The organism is Streptomyces sp. NPDC126503 (assembly GCF_040302405.1).
In the GTDB taxonomy this organism is placed as follows: domain Bacteria; phylum Actinomycetota; class Actinomycetes; order Streptomycetales; family Streptomycetaceae; genus Streptomyces; species Streptomyces gulbargensis.
Window position 1 is genome coordinate 85,904 of the sequence record NZ_JBEORS010000003.1, and the last position, 18,776, is coordinate 104,679.

General features: G+C 72.2%; 15 protein-coding genes. 8 read left to right on the forward strand and 7 right to left on the reverse strand.

Annotation, left to right across the window (positions count from 1 at the left end; translation table 11 throughout):
* Positions 1–195 precede the first annotated feature (195 nt).
* From ABTY40_RS05570 to ABTY40_RS05600, 7 genes are all read left to right on the forward strand, one after another.
* Entirely contained in the window at positions 196–1,392 is a 1,197-nt protein-coding gene (locus tag ABTY40_RS05570) for a hypothetical protein (RefSeq protein WP_352058307.1), read from the forward strand.
* Positions 1,392–2,003 (forward strand): hemerythrin domain-containing protein, encoded by a 612-nt coding sequence (locus tag ABTY40_RS05575; protein ID WP_352058308.1) that lies wholly within the window; start codon positions 1,392–1,394, stop codon positions 2,001–2,003. Before ABTY40_RS05570 ends, ABTY40_RS05575 begins: the two co-directional genes overlap by 1 nt.
* Positions 2,004–2,180: 177 nt before the next feature.
* Positions 2,181–3,101, forward strand: a complete 921-nt coding sequence (locus ABTY40_RS05580) for a hypothetical protein (protein WP_352058309.1) — start codon at positions 2,181–2,183, stop codon at positions 3,099–3,101.
* 450 nt (positions 3,102–3,551) lie between these two features.
* Positions 3,552–4,739: a S8 family peptidase gene (locus ABTY40_RS05585; RefSeq protein WP_352058310.1), complete on the forward strand. Its 1,188-nt coding sequence runs from the start codon at positions 3,552–3,554 to the stop codon at positions 4,737–4,739.
* A 306-nt stretch (positions 4,740–5,045) separates the two neighbouring features.
* Complete coding sequence (locus ABTY40_RS05590) at positions 5,046–5,729, forward strand: DUF4142 domain-containing protein (RefSeq protein WP_352058311.1); 684 nt, start codon at positions 5,046–5,048, stop codon at positions 5,727–5,729.
* A 6-nt stretch (positions 5,730–5,735) separates the two neighbouring features.
* Positions 5,736–6,362, forward strand: coding sequence for a class F sortase (locus ABTY40_RS05595; protein ID WP_352058312.1), 627 nt, complete (start codon positions 5,736–5,738; stop codon positions 6,360–6,362).
* 12 nt (positions 6,363–6,374) lie between these two features.
* Positions 6,375–6,800, forward strand: a complete 426-nt coding sequence (locus tag ABTY40_RS05600; RefSeq protein WP_352058313.1) for a hypothetical protein — start codon at positions 6,375–6,377, stop codon at positions 6,798–6,800.
* A 41-nt stretch (positions 6,801–6,841) separates the two neighbouring features.
* Here ABTY40_RS05600 and ABTY40_RS05605 read toward each other — a convergent pair whose 3' ends face one another.
* From ABTY40_RS05605 to ABTY40_RS05620, 4 genes are read right to left on the reverse strand one after another with little or no spacing between them, the layout of a single operon-like run.
* Positions 6,842–8,248, reverse strand: a complete 1,407-nt coding sequence (locus tag ABTY40_RS05605) for a GH1 family beta-glucosidase (protein WP_502990496.1) — start codon at positions 8,246–8,248, stop codon at positions 6,842–6,844.
* A gap of 19 nt (positions 8,249–8,267) precedes the next feature.
* Positions 8,268–9,149: a carbohydrate ABC transporter permease gene (locus tag ABTY40_RS05610; RefSeq protein ID WP_352058315.1), complete on the reverse strand. Its 882-nt coding sequence runs from the start codon at positions 9,147–9,149 to the stop codon at positions 8,268–8,270.
* Positions 9,142–10,134 (reverse strand): carbohydrate ABC transporter permease, encoded by a 993-nt coding sequence (locus tag ABTY40_RS05615; protein WP_352058316.1) that lies wholly within the window; start codon positions 10,132–10,134, stop codon positions 9,142–9,144. The genes ABTY40_RS05610 and ABTY40_RS05615 overlap by 8 nt, the downstream gene beginning before the upstream one ends.
* Before the next feature lie 11 nt (positions 10,135–10,145).
* Positions 10,146–11,462: an ABC transporter substrate-binding protein gene (locus tag ABTY40_RS05620; protein ID WP_352058317.1), complete on the reverse strand. Its 1,317-nt coding sequence runs from the start codon at positions 11,460–11,462 to the stop codon at positions 10,146–10,148.
* A 184-nt stretch (positions 11,463–11,646) separates the two neighbouring features.
* On the opposite strand from ABTY40_RS05620, the gene ABTY40_RS05625 reads away from it, so the two are divergent.
* Positions 11,647–12,957: an ROK family protein gene (locus ABTY40_RS05625; protein WP_352058318.1), complete on the forward strand. Its 1,311-nt coding sequence runs from the start codon at positions 11,647–11,649 to the stop codon at positions 12,955–12,957.
* Positions 12,958–13,101: 144 nt separating this feature from the next.
* Here ABTY40_RS05625 and ABTY40_RS05630 read toward each other — a convergent pair whose 3' ends face one another.
* The 3 genes from ABTY40_RS05630 to ABTY40_RS05640 all read right to left on the reverse strand — a co-directional run bounded on the left by ABTY40_RS05630 (position 13,102) and on the right by ABTY40_RS05640 (position 18,770).
* Positions 13,102–15,297 (reverse strand): pectate lyase-like domain-containing protein, encoded by a 2,196-nt coding sequence (locus ABTY40_RS05630; RefSeq protein ID WP_352058319.1) that lies wholly within the window; start codon positions 15,295–15,297, stop codon positions 13,102–13,104.
* Positions 15,298–15,604: 307 nt separating this feature from the next.
* Positions 15,605–16,633 carry a pyridoxal-phosphate dependent enzyme gene (locus ABTY40_RS05635; RefSeq protein WP_352058320.1) on the reverse strand — a complete coding sequence of 343 codons (1,029 nt, stop codon included), beginning with the start codon at positions 16,631–16,633 and terminating at the stop codon, positions 15,605–15,607.
* A gap of 538 nt (positions 16,634–17,171) precedes the next feature.
* Positions 17,172–18,770 carry a class I tRNA ligase family protein gene (locus ABTY40_RS05640; RefSeq protein ID WP_352058321.1) on the reverse strand — a complete coding sequence of 533 codons (1,599 nt, stop codon included), beginning with the start codon at positions 18,768–18,770 and terminating at the stop codon, positions 17,172–17,174.
* Between the last annotated feature and the right edge of the window lie 6 nt (positions 18,771–18,776).

Here is an 18,776-nt window from a genome sequence, read left to right on the forward strand (position 1 = left end):
CATGGCGGGTACCCACTGCGCCCGTCTCCACGCGCGGTGGCCCCCTCCCCCCGGCCGGCGGAGCGCCCGCGGGCAGTGGTGTGGAAAGCGGGGTCCGTTGAGGTGAGACCCCCGCGCGCCGCGGATGGACGGCGCGGCCGGGGGCACGCGTGCGAGGAGCACACCGACGCCCCTTCTCCCGAAAGCCGGTGCCGCATGACCTTCAACCCCTTGGAACAACGGGGCATCCCCCTGGACAAGCAGGTACGCAGCTGGCGCGAGCTGAACGTCGCGCCGATCGACCCGGACGCCACGGACCCGTACACCCGCTGCCGCGTCATCACCATGAACGGCATCGAGGTCGAGGCCGTCCTCTTCAGCCACCAGCTCGCACGGCACACCGCCGACCCGGAGATCAAGCGGAGTCTGGCGGAGGTCCGATACGTCGAGGCGCAGCAGCAGAAGGCGGTCAACTGGCTGCTGCCGGGAGTCTCCTCGGTCCTGGAGACGACGATCGCGTACGAGCAGGTGGCGGTGGACCTGACCGCGTGGATCGCCCGGATGGAGCCGGACCCGTACCTCCGGCAGGCGTACGAGTTCGGTGTCCTGGAGGACTTCGACCACCTGTACCGGTACGCGAACCTGTACGAGATGATCGAGCACCGCAAGGCGGAGTCGATCGTCGACGGCCTCACGGAGGTCATGCCGGGCCGTCCGACGCGGATGCACCACCGCCATCCGTACGACAACGTGCGCGACCCGTACGACAGGACCCGGGTCGATCCGCTGTCGAAGCTGCACGCGCTGACGGTCATGTCGGCCGAGCAGCAGACGATGAACTTCTACATGAACACCGGGCCGACCTACATGGAGCCGATCGCCCGGCAGCTCTACCAGGAGATCGGGCTCATCGAGGAGGAGCACGTCACCCACTACGAGTCGCTCGTCGACCCGGGCGAGACGTGGTGGGAGCAGCTGGTCAACCACGAGTACAACGAGTGCTACCTCTACTACTCCTTCATGGAGCAGGAGAGCCACCCGAAGGTGAAGGCGCTGTGGGAACTGCACCTGAACATGGAGCTGGAGCACCTGCGGATCGCCTGTGACCTCATGCGCCGGTACGACGGGCGCGAACCGGAGGAGGTGGTCGCGCCGCAGCTGCCGAACGTGCTGACGTTCGAGCCGAACAAGGCCTATCTGCGCGAGCTGCTGGCCACGCAGATCGACCTCACGACGCTCGGCGCCGGATACGTGCGTGAGGCGCACGAGCGGTTCGAGGAGATGCAGCGGCGGCTGAACGACGGCGAGCGCCCGCCCAGCGACCGCGTCATGGACCAGCACCAGGAGATGTTCGGCCGGGACTACCGGCTGGAGACCGAAGGTCCCCACCCCGTCGCCTCCGAGCGTGCCTGATGGGGGCCGCGAAGAACGAGGCCGTGGACGAGCAGGCCCAGACGGGCGACCCCGCGGCCGGGGACGACGTGGTGGCTCTGCTGATGCGGCAGCACGGCGAGATCCACACCCTCTTCGACGAGGTCCGCGCCGCCGAGGGTGAGGCGCGTGCCGAGGCCTTCCGGCGCCTGGTGCACCTGCTCGCGGTGCACGAGACGGCCGAGGAGGAGGTCGTGCACCCCCATGCCCGTACCGCCTTCGACGGCGGCGGTGAGGTGGTGGACGACCGCCTCGCCGAGGAGAAGGCGGCGAAGGAGAAGCTGTCCGCCCTGGAGGACATGGACGTGTCCGACCCGGCCTTCGTGCCGGCGCTGCTGTCCCTGCGCAACGCGGTCCTCGTGCACGCGCGGTCGGAGGAACGGTACGAGTTCGCGCTGCTGCGGCGCACCACCTCACCGGCCCGGCTCGCCCTGATGGCCAAGGCGGTCCGGGCGGCGGAGGCGACAGCGCCGACGCACCCGCATCCGGGTGTGGAGAGCGCCGCCGCGAACCTCGCCGTCGGACCGGTGGCGGCCGTGATGGACCGCGCGCGGGACGCGATCCGCCGCACGATGGGCGACGGGGACCGCTAGGGCCTGTCTTTCGGATCTTGCCGGGCTCGCGTCGCCTCGTACGCGTCCGACGGATCCGGTCGGTCTCCGCGCCGTGACGGGCCCTCGCCGGCGGGCCCGTCACGGCGGGGGTGATGCCGGCGGGCACCTGGCGGAAGCGGGCCGGTGGGCCCCGGTGGACCGGAGCAGGGTGGACGGGTGGACGTCGAGGAGGTCACGGACGAGCTGTACGGGCTGACGCCGGGCGAGTTCACGGCGGCGCGCGACAGGTACGCGGCCGAGGCGCGCCGGGCGAAGGACCCGGCGGCGGCGAAGGTCATCGCGGCCCTGCGGCGTCCGGCGCTCGCGGCCTGGGCGGCGAACCTGCTGGCCCGCCGGCAGCCGGATCAGGCCGGGGAGCTCCTGCGTCTCGGGGAGATGCTGCGCGAGGCGCACCGCTCGCTCGACGGCGCGCAGCTGCGCACGGCGAGCCGTCAGCAGCACCGGCTGGTCACCGCGCTCGCCCGGACGGCCGCGGAGCTGGCGGGCGAGGCGGGGCAATCGGTGAGCGACACGGTCCTGGCCGAGATCGAGCAGACCCTGCACGCCGTGCTCGCCCGCCCGGAGGTCGCCGCGCAGTGGTCCCGGGGACGGCTGGCGAAGGTGCCGGAGGCGGCGGTCGGCTTCGGCGTCGTCACCCCGGACGCCCTGCCGCCCCGGTCGGCGCCGGAGCCGAAGCCAGAGCCCGAGAAGGGCACCGGGCGGCGGTCACGGCCGAAGCCCGAGCCGGAGAAGGGCGCCGAGCGGCGCCGGGCGGCGGAGCGCCTGCGGGCGCTGGAGCGTGCCCGTGCGACGGCCGGGGAGGCGGTGGCGGTCGTCACGCGCCGGGAGCGGGAGCGCGACGAGGCCCGGGAGCGGCGGCACGCGGCGGCCGCGAAGGCGGAGGAGACGGCCGGGCTCGTCGAGCGGCTGGAGCGCGAACTCGCGGACGCGCGGGAAGCGGCACGGCGGGCCCGGGAGGCCATGACGGCGGCCGACGGCGCGGTGGAGGCGGCGGACCGGGCTGTCACCCGGGCCCGGGAGGCGGCGGACCGGGCCGGCGCCGAGGTCACCCGGCTGGAACGACCGGGCGGTGACTGAACCGGTCGTGACGGGCAGGGCGGGCGGCGAGCAGTTCGACGCCGGTACGCACCCGGCCGCCCGACGCCGGTGGCGCATCCGGCCGTGCCCGCCGGGCGCACGACGGGCGGGTGCGCCTCCGCCCACGCACCGTGCCGGCGCCTCCCCTCCCCCGTCCGAGCGAACGGCGCGTCCGGGCGTCGAACCTACGGGTGAAATCCGGCCACCGATACGCAGAAGGCGGCCAGGGCTTGGCGTGGTGGTGATTAATCCTTTCTGCGGGTGCGCGCCGCGAGCCTGTCGAGGGATCTGACCTGCGGATCCGTCGTCGGCGGCGTGTGGGCCGGGTGGCCGGTCGGGGGTGCAGCGGCGGGCCGGAAATGCCGAAACGGTGCGGGGACGCGGGGAGCGGCTCCGGCCGGTACCGCTCCCCCGTCCGCCCAGGAAACCGACTCACCGATGGAGCACTCCATGCGCTTGATCGCGCGCTGCGCGGCCCTCGCCGTCCCTCTCGTCCTCACCCCCGTGGTGGCCCTGCCCGGCGCCTCCGCCCAGGAAGAACGGCGGGTGCCCGTTCCGGTGACGCGGACCGCCGGTGTCCCGATCCCGGACAGCTACATCGTCACGCTGAAGGAGGGCGCGGACTCGTCGGCGTTCGTGTCGCGGATCCCGCTCATGAACAAGCCCCGGTTCACCTACGGAACCGCGCTCTCCGGGTTCGCGGCGACCCTGACCGACGCGCAGCTCGACTTCGTACGGAAGTCCCCGCTGGTCGCGGCCGTGGAGCAGAACGCCCAGGTCGTGGCGGACGGCGTGGGCGGCCGTGGGCTGGCGCCGGCCGAGACCTGGGGCCTGGACCGGATCGACCAGCGGACCCTGCCGCTGGACGGTGACTTCACCACGTCCGGCAACGGCGCCGGGGTGCGGGCGTACGTGCTCGACACGGGGATCGACTACCGGCACACGGAGTTCGGCGGCCGGGCGTCCTTCGGGTTCGACGCGATGGGCGACGGCCGGGCGGGGGCGGACTGCCAGGGCCACGGCACGCACGTGGCGGGCACGATCGGCGGTAGCACGTACGGCGTCGCCCGCAAGGCCACCCTGGTCAGCGTCCGGGTGCTGGGATGCGACGGCAGGGGCGACTGGGCCGGGATCATCGCGGGGATGGACTGGATCGCGAAGAACGCCGTGAAGCCCGCCGTCGTCAACGCCTCCCTCGGCGGCCAGCGGTCCGCGGCGGTGAACGACGCCGCCGACGCCCTGTACGCCGGCGGTGTCCTGCCCGTGGCCGCCGCGGGCAACAGCGCCGCCGACGCCTGCGGGGTCTCCCCGGCGAGCGCCGCCGGTGCCTTCACGGTCGGCGCCACGAACCGGAACGACGAGGAGACCTCCTTCTCCAACTGGGGTCCGTGTCTGTCGCTCTACGCCCCCGGTCAGGACATCGAGTCCGCCAAGCTGGGCGGCGGCAGCGTGGCGCTGAGCGGCACCTCGATGGCCGCGCCGCACGTCGCGGGCGTCGCCGCCCTCTACCTGGCCGCCAACCCCAGCTCCTCGAGCGCCGATGTCGCCGCCTGGCTCGACCGGAGTTCCACCAAGGACGTCCTCCGGTCCCTCAGCCCGACCTCGCCCAACCGGCTGGTCTTCACCAACGGTCTCTGAGACGAGCCCGGCCACGGTCCGGCACCACTCCGTGCCGGACCGGACCGGGAGGCGATGCGGCCGATCGGCCGCACGGCCGGGGCCACCGGGAGCCGGGCCGGGCCGGCGGCCGACGGCCGGGCGACCAGCGGGCCGGGGCGGCCGTCACGCCTCACCGGCGGGAGCCGTCCCTCACCCGTTGTAGCGAACTACGGCGACACGGTGACGCTCCGGAGTGTCGTGCGGGGAAGTCTCGTACGCAGGTGCTATCGAGGCGCCCGTACGTCGTGCCCGAGGGAGGCTCCCCCGGGTGAAAGGAAGAACCCCATGCGGATCAGTGTCATGTCGTCCACCACCGCGCTCATAGCCGCCGCCACCCTTCTCGCGGCGCCGCAGGCCCTGGCGGCCGAGGTCGGCGAGCACGACAGGACGTTCCTCAAGGCGGCGCACCAGGGCAACCTGGCCGAGATCGCCGCGGGCCAGGACGCACAGAAGAACGCGACCACGGAGTGTGTGAAGGCGGTCGGCGCCGCGCTCGTGCGCGACCACCGGAAGCTCGACGCGGCCACCACGGCGCTTTCGGCGAAGCTGGGCGTGTCCCTGCCCCCGGGCCCGGCTCCGGAGGACGAGCGGAAGCTGGCGGCGGTCCGCGCGAAGGCGGGCACGTCCGCCTACGACGCCGCCTGGCTGGCCGACCAAGAGGTCGCCCACACCAAGACCCTCGCGCTGATCGACCGGGAGCTGGAGGAGGGCCGGAACAGCGAGGTCTTCGCCGCCGCCCGCTCGGCCCGGCCGGTCGTGGCCATGCACCTCGACATGGTGCGGGCCGGCACCTGTCACGCGGCGAAGGCGCCGAAGACCGTCGGCGCGGGCTCCGGCGGCCACGTCGCGGCCGCGGCGAACGACCGTGACGCCCTCGCCGGGGCGACCCTGGCGAGCGGCCTGCTGCTCACGGCCGGCGCCGGATGGTGGGCCCTGCGCGGGCGCCGCCGGGTGGCCGGCGGGAGCTGACCGGACGTGGCTCGACTCCACCAGGCCTGCGCCGCCGCGGCGGTCGTGGCCGGCGGGGTGCTGATGGCGACGGGCTGGACCCTCCTCGACTCCCGCCCCGTGCGGGACGAGGGGGCCCTGCCCGCCGCCCTGCGGACGGAGGATCCGGGCCGGGCGGCGCCGCCGCCCTCGCCACCGGTCGCCCTGGCCGTCAGCGGGCCGCACCGGCTGCACGTCACGGTCGCGGCCGTGGCCGCCACCCGCGAGGGCGACCTCGACCTCCCCGAGGACGGCGGCAGCGCCGGCTGGTGGGCGCTGGGCGCGGCGCCCGGCGCGCCACGGGGAACGGTCCTGCTGGCCGGGCACCTCGACACCCCGGCGGGCCCCGGCTCGTTCGAGGCGCTCCACGACGTGGGCGTGGGCACCCGCGTGCAGGTGAACTCGGCCGACGGCAGGGTGCACGCGTACCGGGTGACGGCGCGCCGCACCTATCCGCGCGCCCACCTCCCCGACGACCTCTTCTCGGCGGCCGGTCCCGCGCGGCTGGCCCTGCTCACCTGCGCGGGTGACTACGACCCCGAGGCCGGGCAGTACGACGAGAACCTCGTCCTGTACGCGGCTCCGGCCCCGGCGGCCGGACCCCCGCCGCCCTGAGGTAAGTTGAACATGTTCAAGTCACCGGAACCGGGGGGCGGGGTCATGCCGGGCACGACGCGGGACAGCATTCATCCATGGCAGTTCGGGCTCGTCGTGCTCGCGGCGCTCACCCCCCTGCCGCCACTGGCCGTGGCCGCCGCCGAGGGGTTCGTCGACCTGCCCCTCGCCGTCCTGACCTCGGTGGTGACCGGCCTCCCGCTGCTGCTCCACGCCCGGCCGGCCGGCTTCGCCGTCCTCATCGGCTGCCTGGCCCCGGTGCTGCTGTTCTGGTCCTTGGCGGGTGCCATGGCCGGGATGTTCGTCTTCCTCCCTTCGGTGCTCCAGCTCCTCCTGGCCCTCGGCGCGGACCCGCGCCGGGGGCCGGCCCCCGCCAAGGTGATGGCGGCCGCGGGCCTCCTGCTCTCGGCGGCCGTACCGGCCCACTTCCTGGCCTGACCCACCCGCGCGGCGCGGCGCGCGGACGGGCGACGAACCCGTCAGCCGCCGGTCGTCCCGCGGTGGGCGCGGATGATGTCCGCGTACCGGCGGCCGCTCGTCTTCACGGTCCTGCGCTGGGTGGCATAGTCGACGTGGACGAGGCCGAAACGCTTGTCGTAGCCGTAGGCCCATTCGAAGTTGTCGAGCAGGGACCACGCGTAGTAGCCGGCGAGCGGGGCGCCCCTGCGGACGGCGCGGGCACAGGCCGCCAGGTGCTGCTCCAGGTAGCCGGTCCGCTCGGGGTCGTGGACGGTGCCGTCGGGGTCCACGGTGTCCGGGAAGGCCGAGCCGTTCTCGGTGACGTACAGCCTGCGTACGCCGTAGTCCTCGGTGAGCCGCAGCAGGAACGACTCCAGGCCGCCGGCATCGATCTGCCAGTCCATACCGGTGCGGGGCACGTCGGGCAGGCGGACCTCGCGGGCGTGCGGGACGGGTCCGGTGGGGTCGTCGGCAACGGTGACCGGGAAGTAGTAGTTGAGGCCGTGCCAGTCGAGCGGGGCGGCGATGGTCTCCGCGTCCCCGGCCCGCTCGGGCAGCTCGACCCCGTACAGCTCTCGCATGTCGGTGGGGAAGCCTCGGCCGTAGACGGGGTCGAGCCACCAGCGGTTGGTGTGGCCGTCCGCGCGAGCCGCGGCAGCGAGGTCCTCGGGCCGCGTGGAGGCGGGCGTGACGGTCGAGTGGTTGGTGACCAGGCCGACCTGGGCTCCGGGCGCGGCGGCGCGAAGGGCCTGGGAGGCGAGGCCGTGGCCGAGGAGCAAGTGGTAGGACGCGCGGACGGCGGCCGTGAGGTCGGTGATCCCCGGCGCCATCCGGCCTTCGAGGTGGCCGATCCAGGCCGAGCAGAGCGGCTCGTTGAGGGTGGTCCACTGGGCGACCCGGTCGCCGAGGCGCTCGGCGACGACGGAGGCGTACGCGGCGAAGTGCTCGGCGGTGGCCCGCTCGGTCCAGCCGCCGCGGCTGTGCTGGACGCGGTCCTGGAGGGCCTGCGGCAGGTCCCAGTGGTAGAGGGTGACGGAAGGCGCCAGCCCGGCGTCGAGGAGGCCGTCGACGAGCCGGTCGTAGAAGTCGAGGCCGGCCTTGTTGACCGGTCCGTCGCCGCCGGGGACGACGCGCGGCCAGGCGATGGAGAGCCGGTAGGCGTCGGTGCCCAGGTCCTTCGCGAGGGCGATGTCCTCGGGCCAGCGGTGGTAATGGTCGCAGGCGATGTCACCGTGGTCGCCGTTGTCGGTCTTCCCGGGAGTGTGGGAGAAGACGTCCCAGATGGAGGGGGCGCGGCCGTCCTCGGCGATGGCGCCCTCGATCTGGTACGCGGAGGTCGCCGTGCCCCAGGCGAAGTCCGGGGGGAAGGCCTCCAGGTCGAGCGAGGCGCGGAGGTCGGTGGATTCGGACACAGGAAACCTCTTCATGGTCGACGGGCCAGGGGCGTCACTTGACCGCACCAGCGGTGAGGCCGGCGACGAGATGGCGCTGGAGGAGGAGGAAGCCGATGACGACGGGGACGCTCACCACGAGGGAGGCGGCCATCACCTGGTTCCAGTAGACGTCGTTCTGGGTGGCGTACCCCTGGAGGCCGACGGCCAGGGTGCGCGTGGTGTCGTCGGTCATGACGGAGGCGAAGAGGACCTCGCCCCAGGCGGTCATGAAGGCGTAGACGGCGACGGCGATGATGCCCGGGGACGCCGCCGGCACGATGACGCGGAACAGCGCGCGGACCGGCCCGCAGCCGTCGACCTTGGCGGCTTCGTCGAGTTCGCGCGGGATCGAGTCGAAGTAGCCGGTCAGCATCCAGATGGAGAACGGCAGCGAGAAGGTCAGATAGGTGAGGATCAGCCCCTCGCGCGAGCCGAAGAGCGCGATGCCGGTCGCGTTGCCGATGTTGACGTAGATGAGGAACAGCGGCAGCAGGAAGAGGATGCCGGGAAACATCTGCGTCGAGAGGACCGTCACCGAGAAGACGCGTTTGCCGCGGAAGGTGTAGCGGCTGACGGCGTAGGCGGCGAAGATCGCGACGGCTACCGAGAGGACCGTCGCGGCGCTCGCGACGACGACCGAGTTCAGGAAGTAGTCGGCGAGCGGGACCGTCTGCCAGATGTCGGCGTACGGGCGCAGCGTGATCTCGGAGGGGATCCACTCGAACGCGCCCGAGACGTCCTCGAGGGGTTTGAGGGAGCTGGAGATCATCACGTACACCGGCAGCACCACGAAGGCGGTGAGCAGGGTGAGGAAGATCCGCCGGGTCCGGAGGAACGAGCGGGGCGCCGCCGTGGGAGAACGCGGGACTGTGCGGCGCGCTGCGTGCTCAGACATCGGAGGGTTTCCTTCCCCGGGTGGTGAGCAGGAGGTAGACGCCCGTGACGACGAGGAGGAAGAGCAGGAGCAGCACGGACATGGCCGAGCCGGTGCCGAAGTTCCACGTCTGGAAGGACGACTGGTAGATGTGGAGCGAGATCAGGTCGGCGGCTTCGGGTGCCGCCTTGCCGAAGAGCACGAACGGCGTGTTGAAGTCGTTGAACGTCCACAGGAACAGGACCAGGACGAGGACCTGGTTGACGGAGCGCAACGACGGCAGGGTGATGTGCCGGATCTGCTTCCACACGCCGGCGCCGTCGAGAGCGGCGGCCTCGTACATGTCCCGGGGGACGTTCTGCAGTCCGGCCATGACGGTGAGGAAGGCGAAGGGCCATCCCTTCCAGACGGAGACGATCAGCAGGGCCCAGAAGCTGTTGTCGCCGATGAGCCAGAAGGCGGGGCTGTCGCCGATGCCGAGCTGGTCGTGCAGGACGTAGTTGATGATGCCGTTGTCCCGCTGGAACATGAACGCCCAGGTGATGACGGCGGCGTAGACGGGCAGCGCGTACGGCACGAGGAACAGGGTCCGCAGGAAGCCCCGGCCCCGGAAGTCCTCCTGGAGGAAGATCGCGGCGGCCGTGCCGAGAAGCCAGCACAGCCCCACGGACAGGACGGTGAACAGGCATGTCGTCAGGAAGGACTTCAGGAGCGCCTGGCCGACGGGCGCGTCGAAGTCGATCGCGACGGCGAAGTTGTCGAATCCGGTCCAGGGGGCCTCGGACCAGTTCCGGATGGAGAACTGGGTGAGCTCCCTGAAGCTCATGGTGACGCCCATGAGCATCGGTAGGAGGTGGACGAGGAGTTCGAGGAGCAGGGCGGGCAGGAGCAGCAGGTACGGCAGTGCGATGCGGCGGCGCCCGGAGCGGTGTGGCGCGGGAGCCTCTCCGGGTGCGGTCTCGCGCACCGCGCGCTCACTCGGAGGAGTGACGACGGTTCCGGTCATGGTGGGGCGGCCTACTTCTTGGGCATCTGCTGCTGGGCCTTTTCGAGCTCGGCCCGTACGGACTCGGTGGTGACCGCCTGGCCCGCGGCCGCGTCGGCGAACAGTTTCTTGACCGCGGTCCCGACGACCGTCTCGAACTGGGACTCCTCGGGGACCTGCGGCAGTGCGGCGGAGCTGGTGGCGAGGGTGTCACGAAGGACCGTCAGGGTGGGGCCGCTGAACGCGGGATCCCGCTGGGCGGCCCTGACCGGCGGGATCGACCCGTAGGCCTTGTTGAGGACGACCTGCTCCTCGTCGCTGGTCATGAACTTCACGAACTCGAGCGCGCCGTCCCTGTTCTTCGTGTTCTTGAAGACGGCCATGTTGATGCCGGCGACCATCGAGTTGGTCTGCTCGTCCGCCCCGGGCCTTCCCGACCGGACGGGGGCGGGAGCCACCCCCCACTCGTCCTCGTTCATGCCCTGGGCCTTGAACGTGGCCGACGCGGTCTGCCACAGGACCATCGCGGTCCTGTCCTTGGCGAAGTCGCTCAGAGACTGGTTCTGGGCGTACTCGGCGTTGCCGGGGGCGACGATCTTGTGGGCGGCCATGAGATCGACGTACTGCTTGACGGCGGCGACGGCTCCGTCGGAGGTGAAGTCGGCCTTGCCGTCGGGGGTGAAGAAGTCGGCGCCGTGCTGTTTGCCGAGGACGAAGACCTGGTGGATGTTGTTGGCGAGGTTGGAGCCCTCGACACCGATGCCGGCCCTGCCGTCCTTGGTGAGCTTCTTGCCGGTGGCGACGAGTTCGTCCCAGGTGGCCGGCGGCTTCCGGATGCCGGCTTCGGCGAACAGCTTCTTGTTGTAGTAGAGCGCGTACGCCATGGAGTAGAGCGGCACGGCGGCCGGGTCCTCGGTCCGGACGCCGGTGGAGCCGAGTGCGGAATCGACGAAGCGGTCCTTGCCGCCGATGGCCTCGAAGTTCTTCGCGTCCCAGGGCAGCAGCGCGCCGGTGGACTGGAGGGAGGCGCTCCAGGTGTTGCCGATGTTGAGCACGTCGGGGCCCTGGCCGGACGTGGTGGCGGTGAGGATCCGGTTGAGCAGGTCGGGCCAGGGCACGACCTCCAGCTTGACCTTGATCCCGGTCCGCTTCTCGAACTTGTCGAGTTCGGGCTGGAGGACCTTCTTGTCGACCTCGATGTTGGCGCCCTGGTTGGAGGCCCAGTAGGTGAGGGTCCTGGCCTGTTCGCCGGATCCGGATCCGCCGGTGGAACCGCCACCGCAGGCCGCCGCCGTGAGGACGAACGAGAGGGTGACGGCGCCGGCGGCTGCGACTCTGACTCTGCGCATGGGTCCTGGAGCCCCTTTCAGGGGATGTCGGAAACCGGGGGCCAGGGGACGCGCTGTCCCGTGTTCGGCTCCCACCTGGCCTCTCGGCTTAATTTAGGATGTGAGTTAAACCTCGGGAGAAGGTCGCGTCAAGGGGTGTCGCGGAGGTATGTTGCGAGGAGGACCTAACGGAAGTGGGTGTCGGGTGAGAGTGCGCAGCGGTCGTACGGTGCGTGACCTGCGGCGGGAGAACCGCACCGCGGTGTTGCAACGGTTGTATTTCGACGGGCCGCTGAGCCGCTTCTCGCTGGGGCCGGCCACGGGTCTCAGTTCAGGGTCCGTCAGCAACGTGGTGGCGGAGCTGGTCTCCGAGGGCCTGGTGGAGGAGGCCGGCAGCGTGGACTCCGCCGGCGGCCGGCCCCGCACGCTCCTGCGCATCCGCCAGGACAGTGCCTATCTCATCGGCGTCGACATCGGCGAAACGCGGGTTCGTGTCGAACTCTTCGACCTCGCTCTCACCGAGCTCGCCCGGGTGGAGAAGCCGCTTGGCACCGACGGGCCGCGCAGGGAGGACCGTTACGACGTCAACGTCGTGATCGCACACGTCCACGACGGTGTTCAGGAGGTCGTCCGGCAGGCGGGGGTGGGCAGCGAGCAGCTGCTGGGCGTGGGCGTGGGCGTCCCCGGCATCGTCGTCAGGACGCCGGAGGACGGCGCGGTGGTGCACGGGCAGACGATCGGCTGGGACGCCGTGCCCCTGGAACGGTTGCTGCGCGACTCCGTGCCGCTGCCGCGGTCGGTGCCGTACTTCATCGACAACGGGGCCAAGACGCTCGGCCAGGCGGAGATGTGGTTCGGCGCCGGGCGCGGGGCGAGCAGCGCGGTCGTCGTGCTCTTCGGCTCCGGCGTCGGCGCGTGCGTGGTCGGCGACGACCTGCGTCCCGGCCGGGCCGTGGAGTGGGGTCATCTGAAGGTGCAGGTGCGCGGGCGCCGTTGCCGCTGCGGCGCGCAGGGGTGCCTGGAAGCCTATGCCGGCGCCGAAGCGCTGCTGGAGCGCTGGCGCGAGGCGGGCGGCTGTCCGCCGGCCGGCGCGGACGAGGAGACCGCGCTGACCGCGATCCTGGCAGCCGCCTACCCGGCCGCCGCCGAGGCGGAGGCCGACACGGTCGCGCTCGGCGTCCTGGAAGAGACCGCCGAGTACCTGGGTGCCGGATTCGCCGACCTGATCAACCTCTTCCAGCCCGAGCGGATCCTCGTCGGCGGGTGGGCGGGCCTTCAGCTCGGCGCCCGGTTCCTGGACAGCGTCCGGGCCCACGCGACCTCCTACGCGCTCTCCTACCCCGCCTCTCACGTGCGCATCCAGCTCGGCACCCTCGGACCCGACGCCGTCACGGTCGGCGCGGCGATCCTGCCGCTCGCCGACTTCTTCGCCCATGGAGGCCGCCGGCAGCCGACGAAGACCGACGGGACGGCTCCGGCGTGGGAGACCTCGCTTCGGGAACGGACGGTGCGATGACCGCGCTGCGGCACCCGGCTCCGTGGAGGGGGATCCACGGTGCTGTGGAGCGAGCCCTTCCGGGCCGGGTACGGGGGACCTGAACACCCGGCCGGGAAGGGAATCGCAGTCCTCGCCGCCAGGTGGCGCGAGGGACCCCGCGCCTCAGGGGTAGGACACGACCGTGGACGGCACCGTCGAGGTGCCGGCGGGGATGGTGGACGCCCCGGTGTCGTTGATGACGTGGTGGTAGTGACCCTGGCCGCCGAGGGACACCACCAGGAGGCTGTGGAACCTCACTCCCGGTTTGACGGGTGCCTTGAAGCCGTGGTCCTGGACGATGGTCGGGTCCACGTTGTAGTTGCAGTAGCTGCCGAGGCCCCAGGCCTCGTGCGTGTCGACCGAGTCGTCGACGCGGTAGGCGGCGTACCCCCTGGTGGCGCCGTTCTGGATGGCTGCCTGGTGGGGAGCGTCGTACGCCTTCTCGTTCTGGTAGAAGACCGTGCGGCCTCGCTCGCCGTACCATTCGACGTCGTACTTGTTGAAGTGCTCGACGAACAGGCCGGTGGCGAGCACGTCGTCGCCGTTGACGCGGACGCCGTAGTCGGCCCGGTTGCTCTCCCAGCCGACACCCTCGCCGTGGTCGGCGCGCCACACCCACGTGTGGTCGATGATCGTGTCGTCGCTGTTCACGACCATGCTGGTGGTGGCCTTGCCCGCACCGGCGCCACCGATGCGGATGTAGACGTCCTGGACAGTGGTGGGATTGGCGGCGTGGTCCGCGCCGGCGCCCTGCGGTCCGATCTCCAGCAGCGTCGGCGAGTTGACCGGACCGGCGTCGATCAGGAAGCCGGCGAGCCGGACGCCGTCGACATCGGCCACCCTCATCGCGGTGACCCCGTTGTCCGGGACGATCGTGGCGAGGCCGAGGCCGAGCACGATGGTGTTCGCACGGTTCACGTCGATGGTCCGGTCGACGTGGTAGATGCCCGGGGTGAACAGCAGGTGCAGGCCCTGGGCCAGCGCCTGATTGATCGTGGCCGCGGTCGTGCCGGGCTTGACGACGTAGAACCTGCTGAGCGGGATCGACTGCCCCTGCGGGGTGCCGTTCGCCCATGTGGTGCCCCGGGCGTTCGTGCGCCTGGCGGGCGCGAAGACTTTGTACTCGTTGCCGTCGAGGTACAGGTACGGCTTCTCGCGGGAGATCGGGGTGGTGGCCAGCGTGGTGTACCGCGGCTCGGGGAAGGAGGTCGCGGGCGCACCCTCGACACCGGAGAAGGTCTGGTTCCAGACCGAGTTGGACCAGCCGCCGATGGCGCTGTCCCGCGTGTACCACTGCTGCTGCGAGTAGTTGCCGACCTGCCCGTCGACCTTGGAGTCGGCGATGTAGCCGCCGGACGCCCAGCCGTAGCCGTTGGGCGCGAGGTTCAGTCCGCCCTTGACGTGCATGCGGCGGAAGGAGGACGCCTGGGAGACGGCCCACCGGTTGGTGCCGTTGACCGGGTTGAGGGTCAGGCCCTCCGCGCCCCGCCAGAAGTTCTGGGTGGCGTTGCCGTTGAACCAGCCGGCGTCCACCGTGACGTCACCGTTGATGGTGGTGTCGCCGGGGCGCAGGCCGAGGCCCGCGATCTGCGTGTAGAAGCCGAGTTGGGCGTTGAGGTTGTTGTACGTGCCGGGCTTGAAGAGGAACGCGTGCCGGCCGGCACCGAACTGGGCCGACTCCTGCTCCTGGAAGACCTGGTCCAGCTTGCCCTGGATGTTCGGGGTCGAGGGGTCGATGACGTGGACGTTGGGGCCGAGGTCGCCGCCCCCGGGCAGCGTCGGGCCGCTGCCGTCTCCGCCGCCGTACACCTGGAACTCCCAGAGCGAGTAGCCGTACCCGGTGGCTCGCGTCACGCCCTGCATCCGCACGTACCGGGCGGTGCCCGACACAGAGACGGTCTCCGTGCCGCCCGCCCCGGTCGTGGTGGCGTAGGCCGTTGACCAGGTGGCGCCGTCCGTCGACAGCTCGATGCGATAAGCCTTGGCGTACGCGGCCTCCCACCGCAGCACCACCTGGTCGACGGCGACAGGGCTGCCCAGGTCCACCCGCAGCCACTGCCCGTCGGACGCCGCGCTCGACCAGCGGGTGCCGAGATCCCCGTCGACCGCGCCGGCCGCCGGGGTCCCGTAGTGCTCCTGGCTGGAGGCCGAGACCGGCTTCCCCTGGGACAGGAGCACCGGAGCGGCCTGCGCCGTCGTCGTCGGAACCACCGTCAGGAGCGTGGCGGCGAGTCCGGTGAGGACGGCGCCCACGAGACTGCGGCGCACGCGCCGACGGGTCGGCGGTGGAGCCGACACAGGCGTGCCACATGTGGACATAGGGAGTCTCCTTGGGGCGAGAGAGGTGATCGGGAGAGCGCTCTCCCGAACCATGCCGCCCTGCATGCACGCGGTCAATAACTCTCACACGCCTTTTCTTCTGACTTGACTTAAGGGGGAGTTGATCGCGCCCTGGTGCGCGCATCCCCCTTTTCCGCTCCCACGCGAAAGCGGTAGAGGGCCGGTGGTCGCTCACCTTCAGCGCCCGGAGCCAGGGTGAGCGAGCTCTACGGCGAGCTTGACGAGGGCGGCCGATGGGGCAGCCGAACGGCTGTCCGCTCGGCTGCCCCGGTCACGGGCTGCCTGATCATCGTCGCGCCAGGGTCCGGGGGTGGGTGTTCGCGCCGCAGAGGACCACGCACACCTTCTCGCCGTTGGCGGGCCGGTAGCTGCCGCTCGGCGTCGGGGGCCGGGACGGCAGGTCGCGGTCCGGTACGTGCTGGTCGGGGGCGAGCAGGGCCGCCAAGGCGGTGGCCGTGCCGTGCTCCACCGCGATCCGCCCGTGGTCCCACAGGGCCTGGCGGGCGTGGACGATCTCGGTGTCCGGGACGAGGACGGAATGGACGCGGTCCTGCTGGGCGGCGGCGAGGGCCGGGGCGGAAGTGCGGTGTGCGCCCAGGGAGTCGGCGGCGATCGAGTCGACCGGGACGTCGAGCGGGCGGCCGGCCCCGAGCACTCGGCGGTTCGTCGGCTCGACCGCCACGGTGCGGATGCCGTGGTGCCGGGCGACCGTGGTGACGCCGGCGAACAGCCCGCCGCCGCCGGGGATCACCACGGTGTCCAGGTCGGGGATCCGCTGGTGGATTTCCTCCAGCAAGGTGCCCGCCCCGGCGGCGAACAGCGGATGGTCGTACGCGTGGGGGCGGAGCGCTCCGGTGCCGGCGGCGAACTCGTCGCAGGCGGCGAGCGCCTCGGCGTACTCCGTGCCGGCCAGGCGCACGTCGGCGCCGTGGTCGCGGAACTCGGCCACCTTCACCCGCGGGGCCGTGGTGGGGAGGAACACGGTGGCGCGCACGCCCTGCTGCTGGGCGGCCCATGCGCAGGCCAGGCCGGCCCGGCCGCCCGGGGCGATGGTCACCCCGGCGTCGGGAAGGGTGCCCGCGTCGTGGTGGGCCCGGATGAAGTTCTGTGCGCCGCGGGCCTCGAAGGAGCCGGTGTGCTGCATGAACTCGAGGGCGAGCCACACCTCGCAGGGCTGCTCCGGACGGTCGTCGAGGGCGTCGCGGTGGCCGGTGCGGACGGCGCCCGGATCGAGGGGGACGAGGGTGACGGGGCGGATGCGCCCCGAGATCCGGTGGGCGGCGGCCTTGACGTCGCCGTAGGTGAGCTGGTGCACGGGTAGCTCCTGCGATCGGAGTGACGACCGGGCGGTGAGCCGGCCGGTGGTGGTCAGGCCCAGGAAGAAGGCGGACGCGCTCCGGCGCCCGCTCGGGCGGTGCCGACCGCCACGGAGAAGCGGTTCACCGCGTCGTACGGGCTGCTGACCGCCCATCCGGGCCTGACCGCCCTGCGGCCCCCGGCCCCGGCTGGACCTACCTGTTGGGGCGCCTGGTGGAGCCGCAGCTCGCCGACTCCCCCGCCGCCGGCATGACCCCCGGGACGCGATCGTCACCTACCGGCGGTTGTACCCGCCGGCCCTGGGCAGCGCCGGCTTCGTGGACCACCACGACCCAGGGCCGCGCGGGCCACCGCCCGCCGGGTGCCGGCCGCGCTCGAACCCGAGGGGTTTTCCGGTACCGACCGGCAACGTGGCCGTGATCGTGCCCGCCGTCGTCGACCACGAGGTCTACCGCGGCGGGCTCCGCCGGCCGATCCACGCCGCCGACCCGGCCCGGACGGGGCACCGAGGGCGATCCGCCTGCTTCCACGCCCGCTCAGGCCGGTTGCGGCAGGAGGGCCTCCACGGACGTTCGGGGGACGGCGGACAGGCCTTCGTAGGCTTCCGGGGCGGTGATGCGGTCCGGTAGCGGGGTGGCCAGGGTGGGATGCCCGGTTCCGCCCAGGGCTTTCCAGAGCTGGGTGCCGAGGGTGGGCATCAGGGGCCAGGCCAGGAGGGACACGACGGCCAGCCACAGGGGGTGGTGGCCGGCGGCCAGGCCGGGTTCCGCACGGGTGATCCACGCGTCGAGGGTGGCCAGGGCCGCTCTGGGGCTGGTCGTCGGGGGGCGGAGGGCGTCGGCTGCCGCGGTGAGGGCCGCCACGGCTTCGGCGGTGAAGGATTCCGAGTACGTCGCGTCGTGACAGGCTCCGTCGCGCAGGGCGCGGCGGATGATCGGGTCCCAGCGGTCGGCGAGGACCCGGGAGGTCCAGTCGGTGAAGCCGGCCGTGCGGAAGTCGCTCTCGCCGTCCGCGTCGGACAGCGAGGCGAGGTAACCGCGCAGGGCGTCGACGGACAGTCCGGCGTCGAGATAGTCGTGTGCCCAGATGACGTGCTTCCGGCTGGTGGAGAACTTGCTGCCGTTCAGGAGCAGGAAGCGGTTCATGATGTGGTGCTGGTGCGGCTGCCAGTCGGTGTCGTCGTCCATGAAGGCGAGGACGAACATCCAGGGCAGGGTGGCGTCGTAGCCGCCCGTGGCGATGGTGACGACGTCGGTGTCGCGGGCGAAGGCGTCGCGTCCCGCGGGGTCGGCGTCGCGGTACAGGTCGCGCAGGATGCTGAAGGCGGCGTAGGTGCCGGTGCCGTAGCTCAGGTGGACGTCGTCGGCGGTGCCGCCGCGCCACGGCACGCCCCAGCCCAGGGGGTGGTTGAGGCGGATGCGGCGGCCGTTGTGGGCGACGTAGGCCTCCAGGAGTTCGGCGTAGCCGGGCGGGAAGCGGCGGGCCGCTTCCTCGCCGGAGAACCAACGCGGGTCACCGGGCAGGAAGGCGCTGCGGACCGCGCGCAGTTCGGCGGTCCCGTCCTCGGGCAGGGTGGGGCGGGCGCCGGTGAGGTCGGCGGGTCCGAACCACAGTCCGCACGCTTCGCAGGAGCTGCCGGCGGCGCCGCTGCCGCATGCCGGGCAGCCGCCCTGGACGAAGGCGCCGACAAGGCCCTGCCCCGTGGTGGTGGAGTGGAGGAGCTTCTCGGTCTCGTGGACGAGGCGGCCCCGGCGTGCCAGGTCCTCGACCGTGGCGTGGCTGCGCGCGTGGTAGAGGTCGCGGTACGGCGCCCGGTGCATGTCGGGCCAGGCGTCCTGGTGCATGCCGAGGCCGGTGAGGGCGGTGAGCGCCTCGTCGTGGTATCGGGTGGCGACGGCTTCGGGAGTGAGCCCGCCGCGCCGGGCGGTCATGAGGATGTACGACTCGTGGGAGTCGGTGGCGGAGATGCGGGCCACGGGGTGGCCCAGCGTCTCGAGGTGGCGGGCGACGACGTCGGCGGAGAGGAACGGGCCGCCGATGTGGCCGAGGTGGAGGGGGCCGTTGGGCGTGTGGTACGCGGCGGTGACGAGGTGCGGGCGGGCGGGGCCCCGCCGTACCTGTTCGAGCAGGTTCACGGTCTG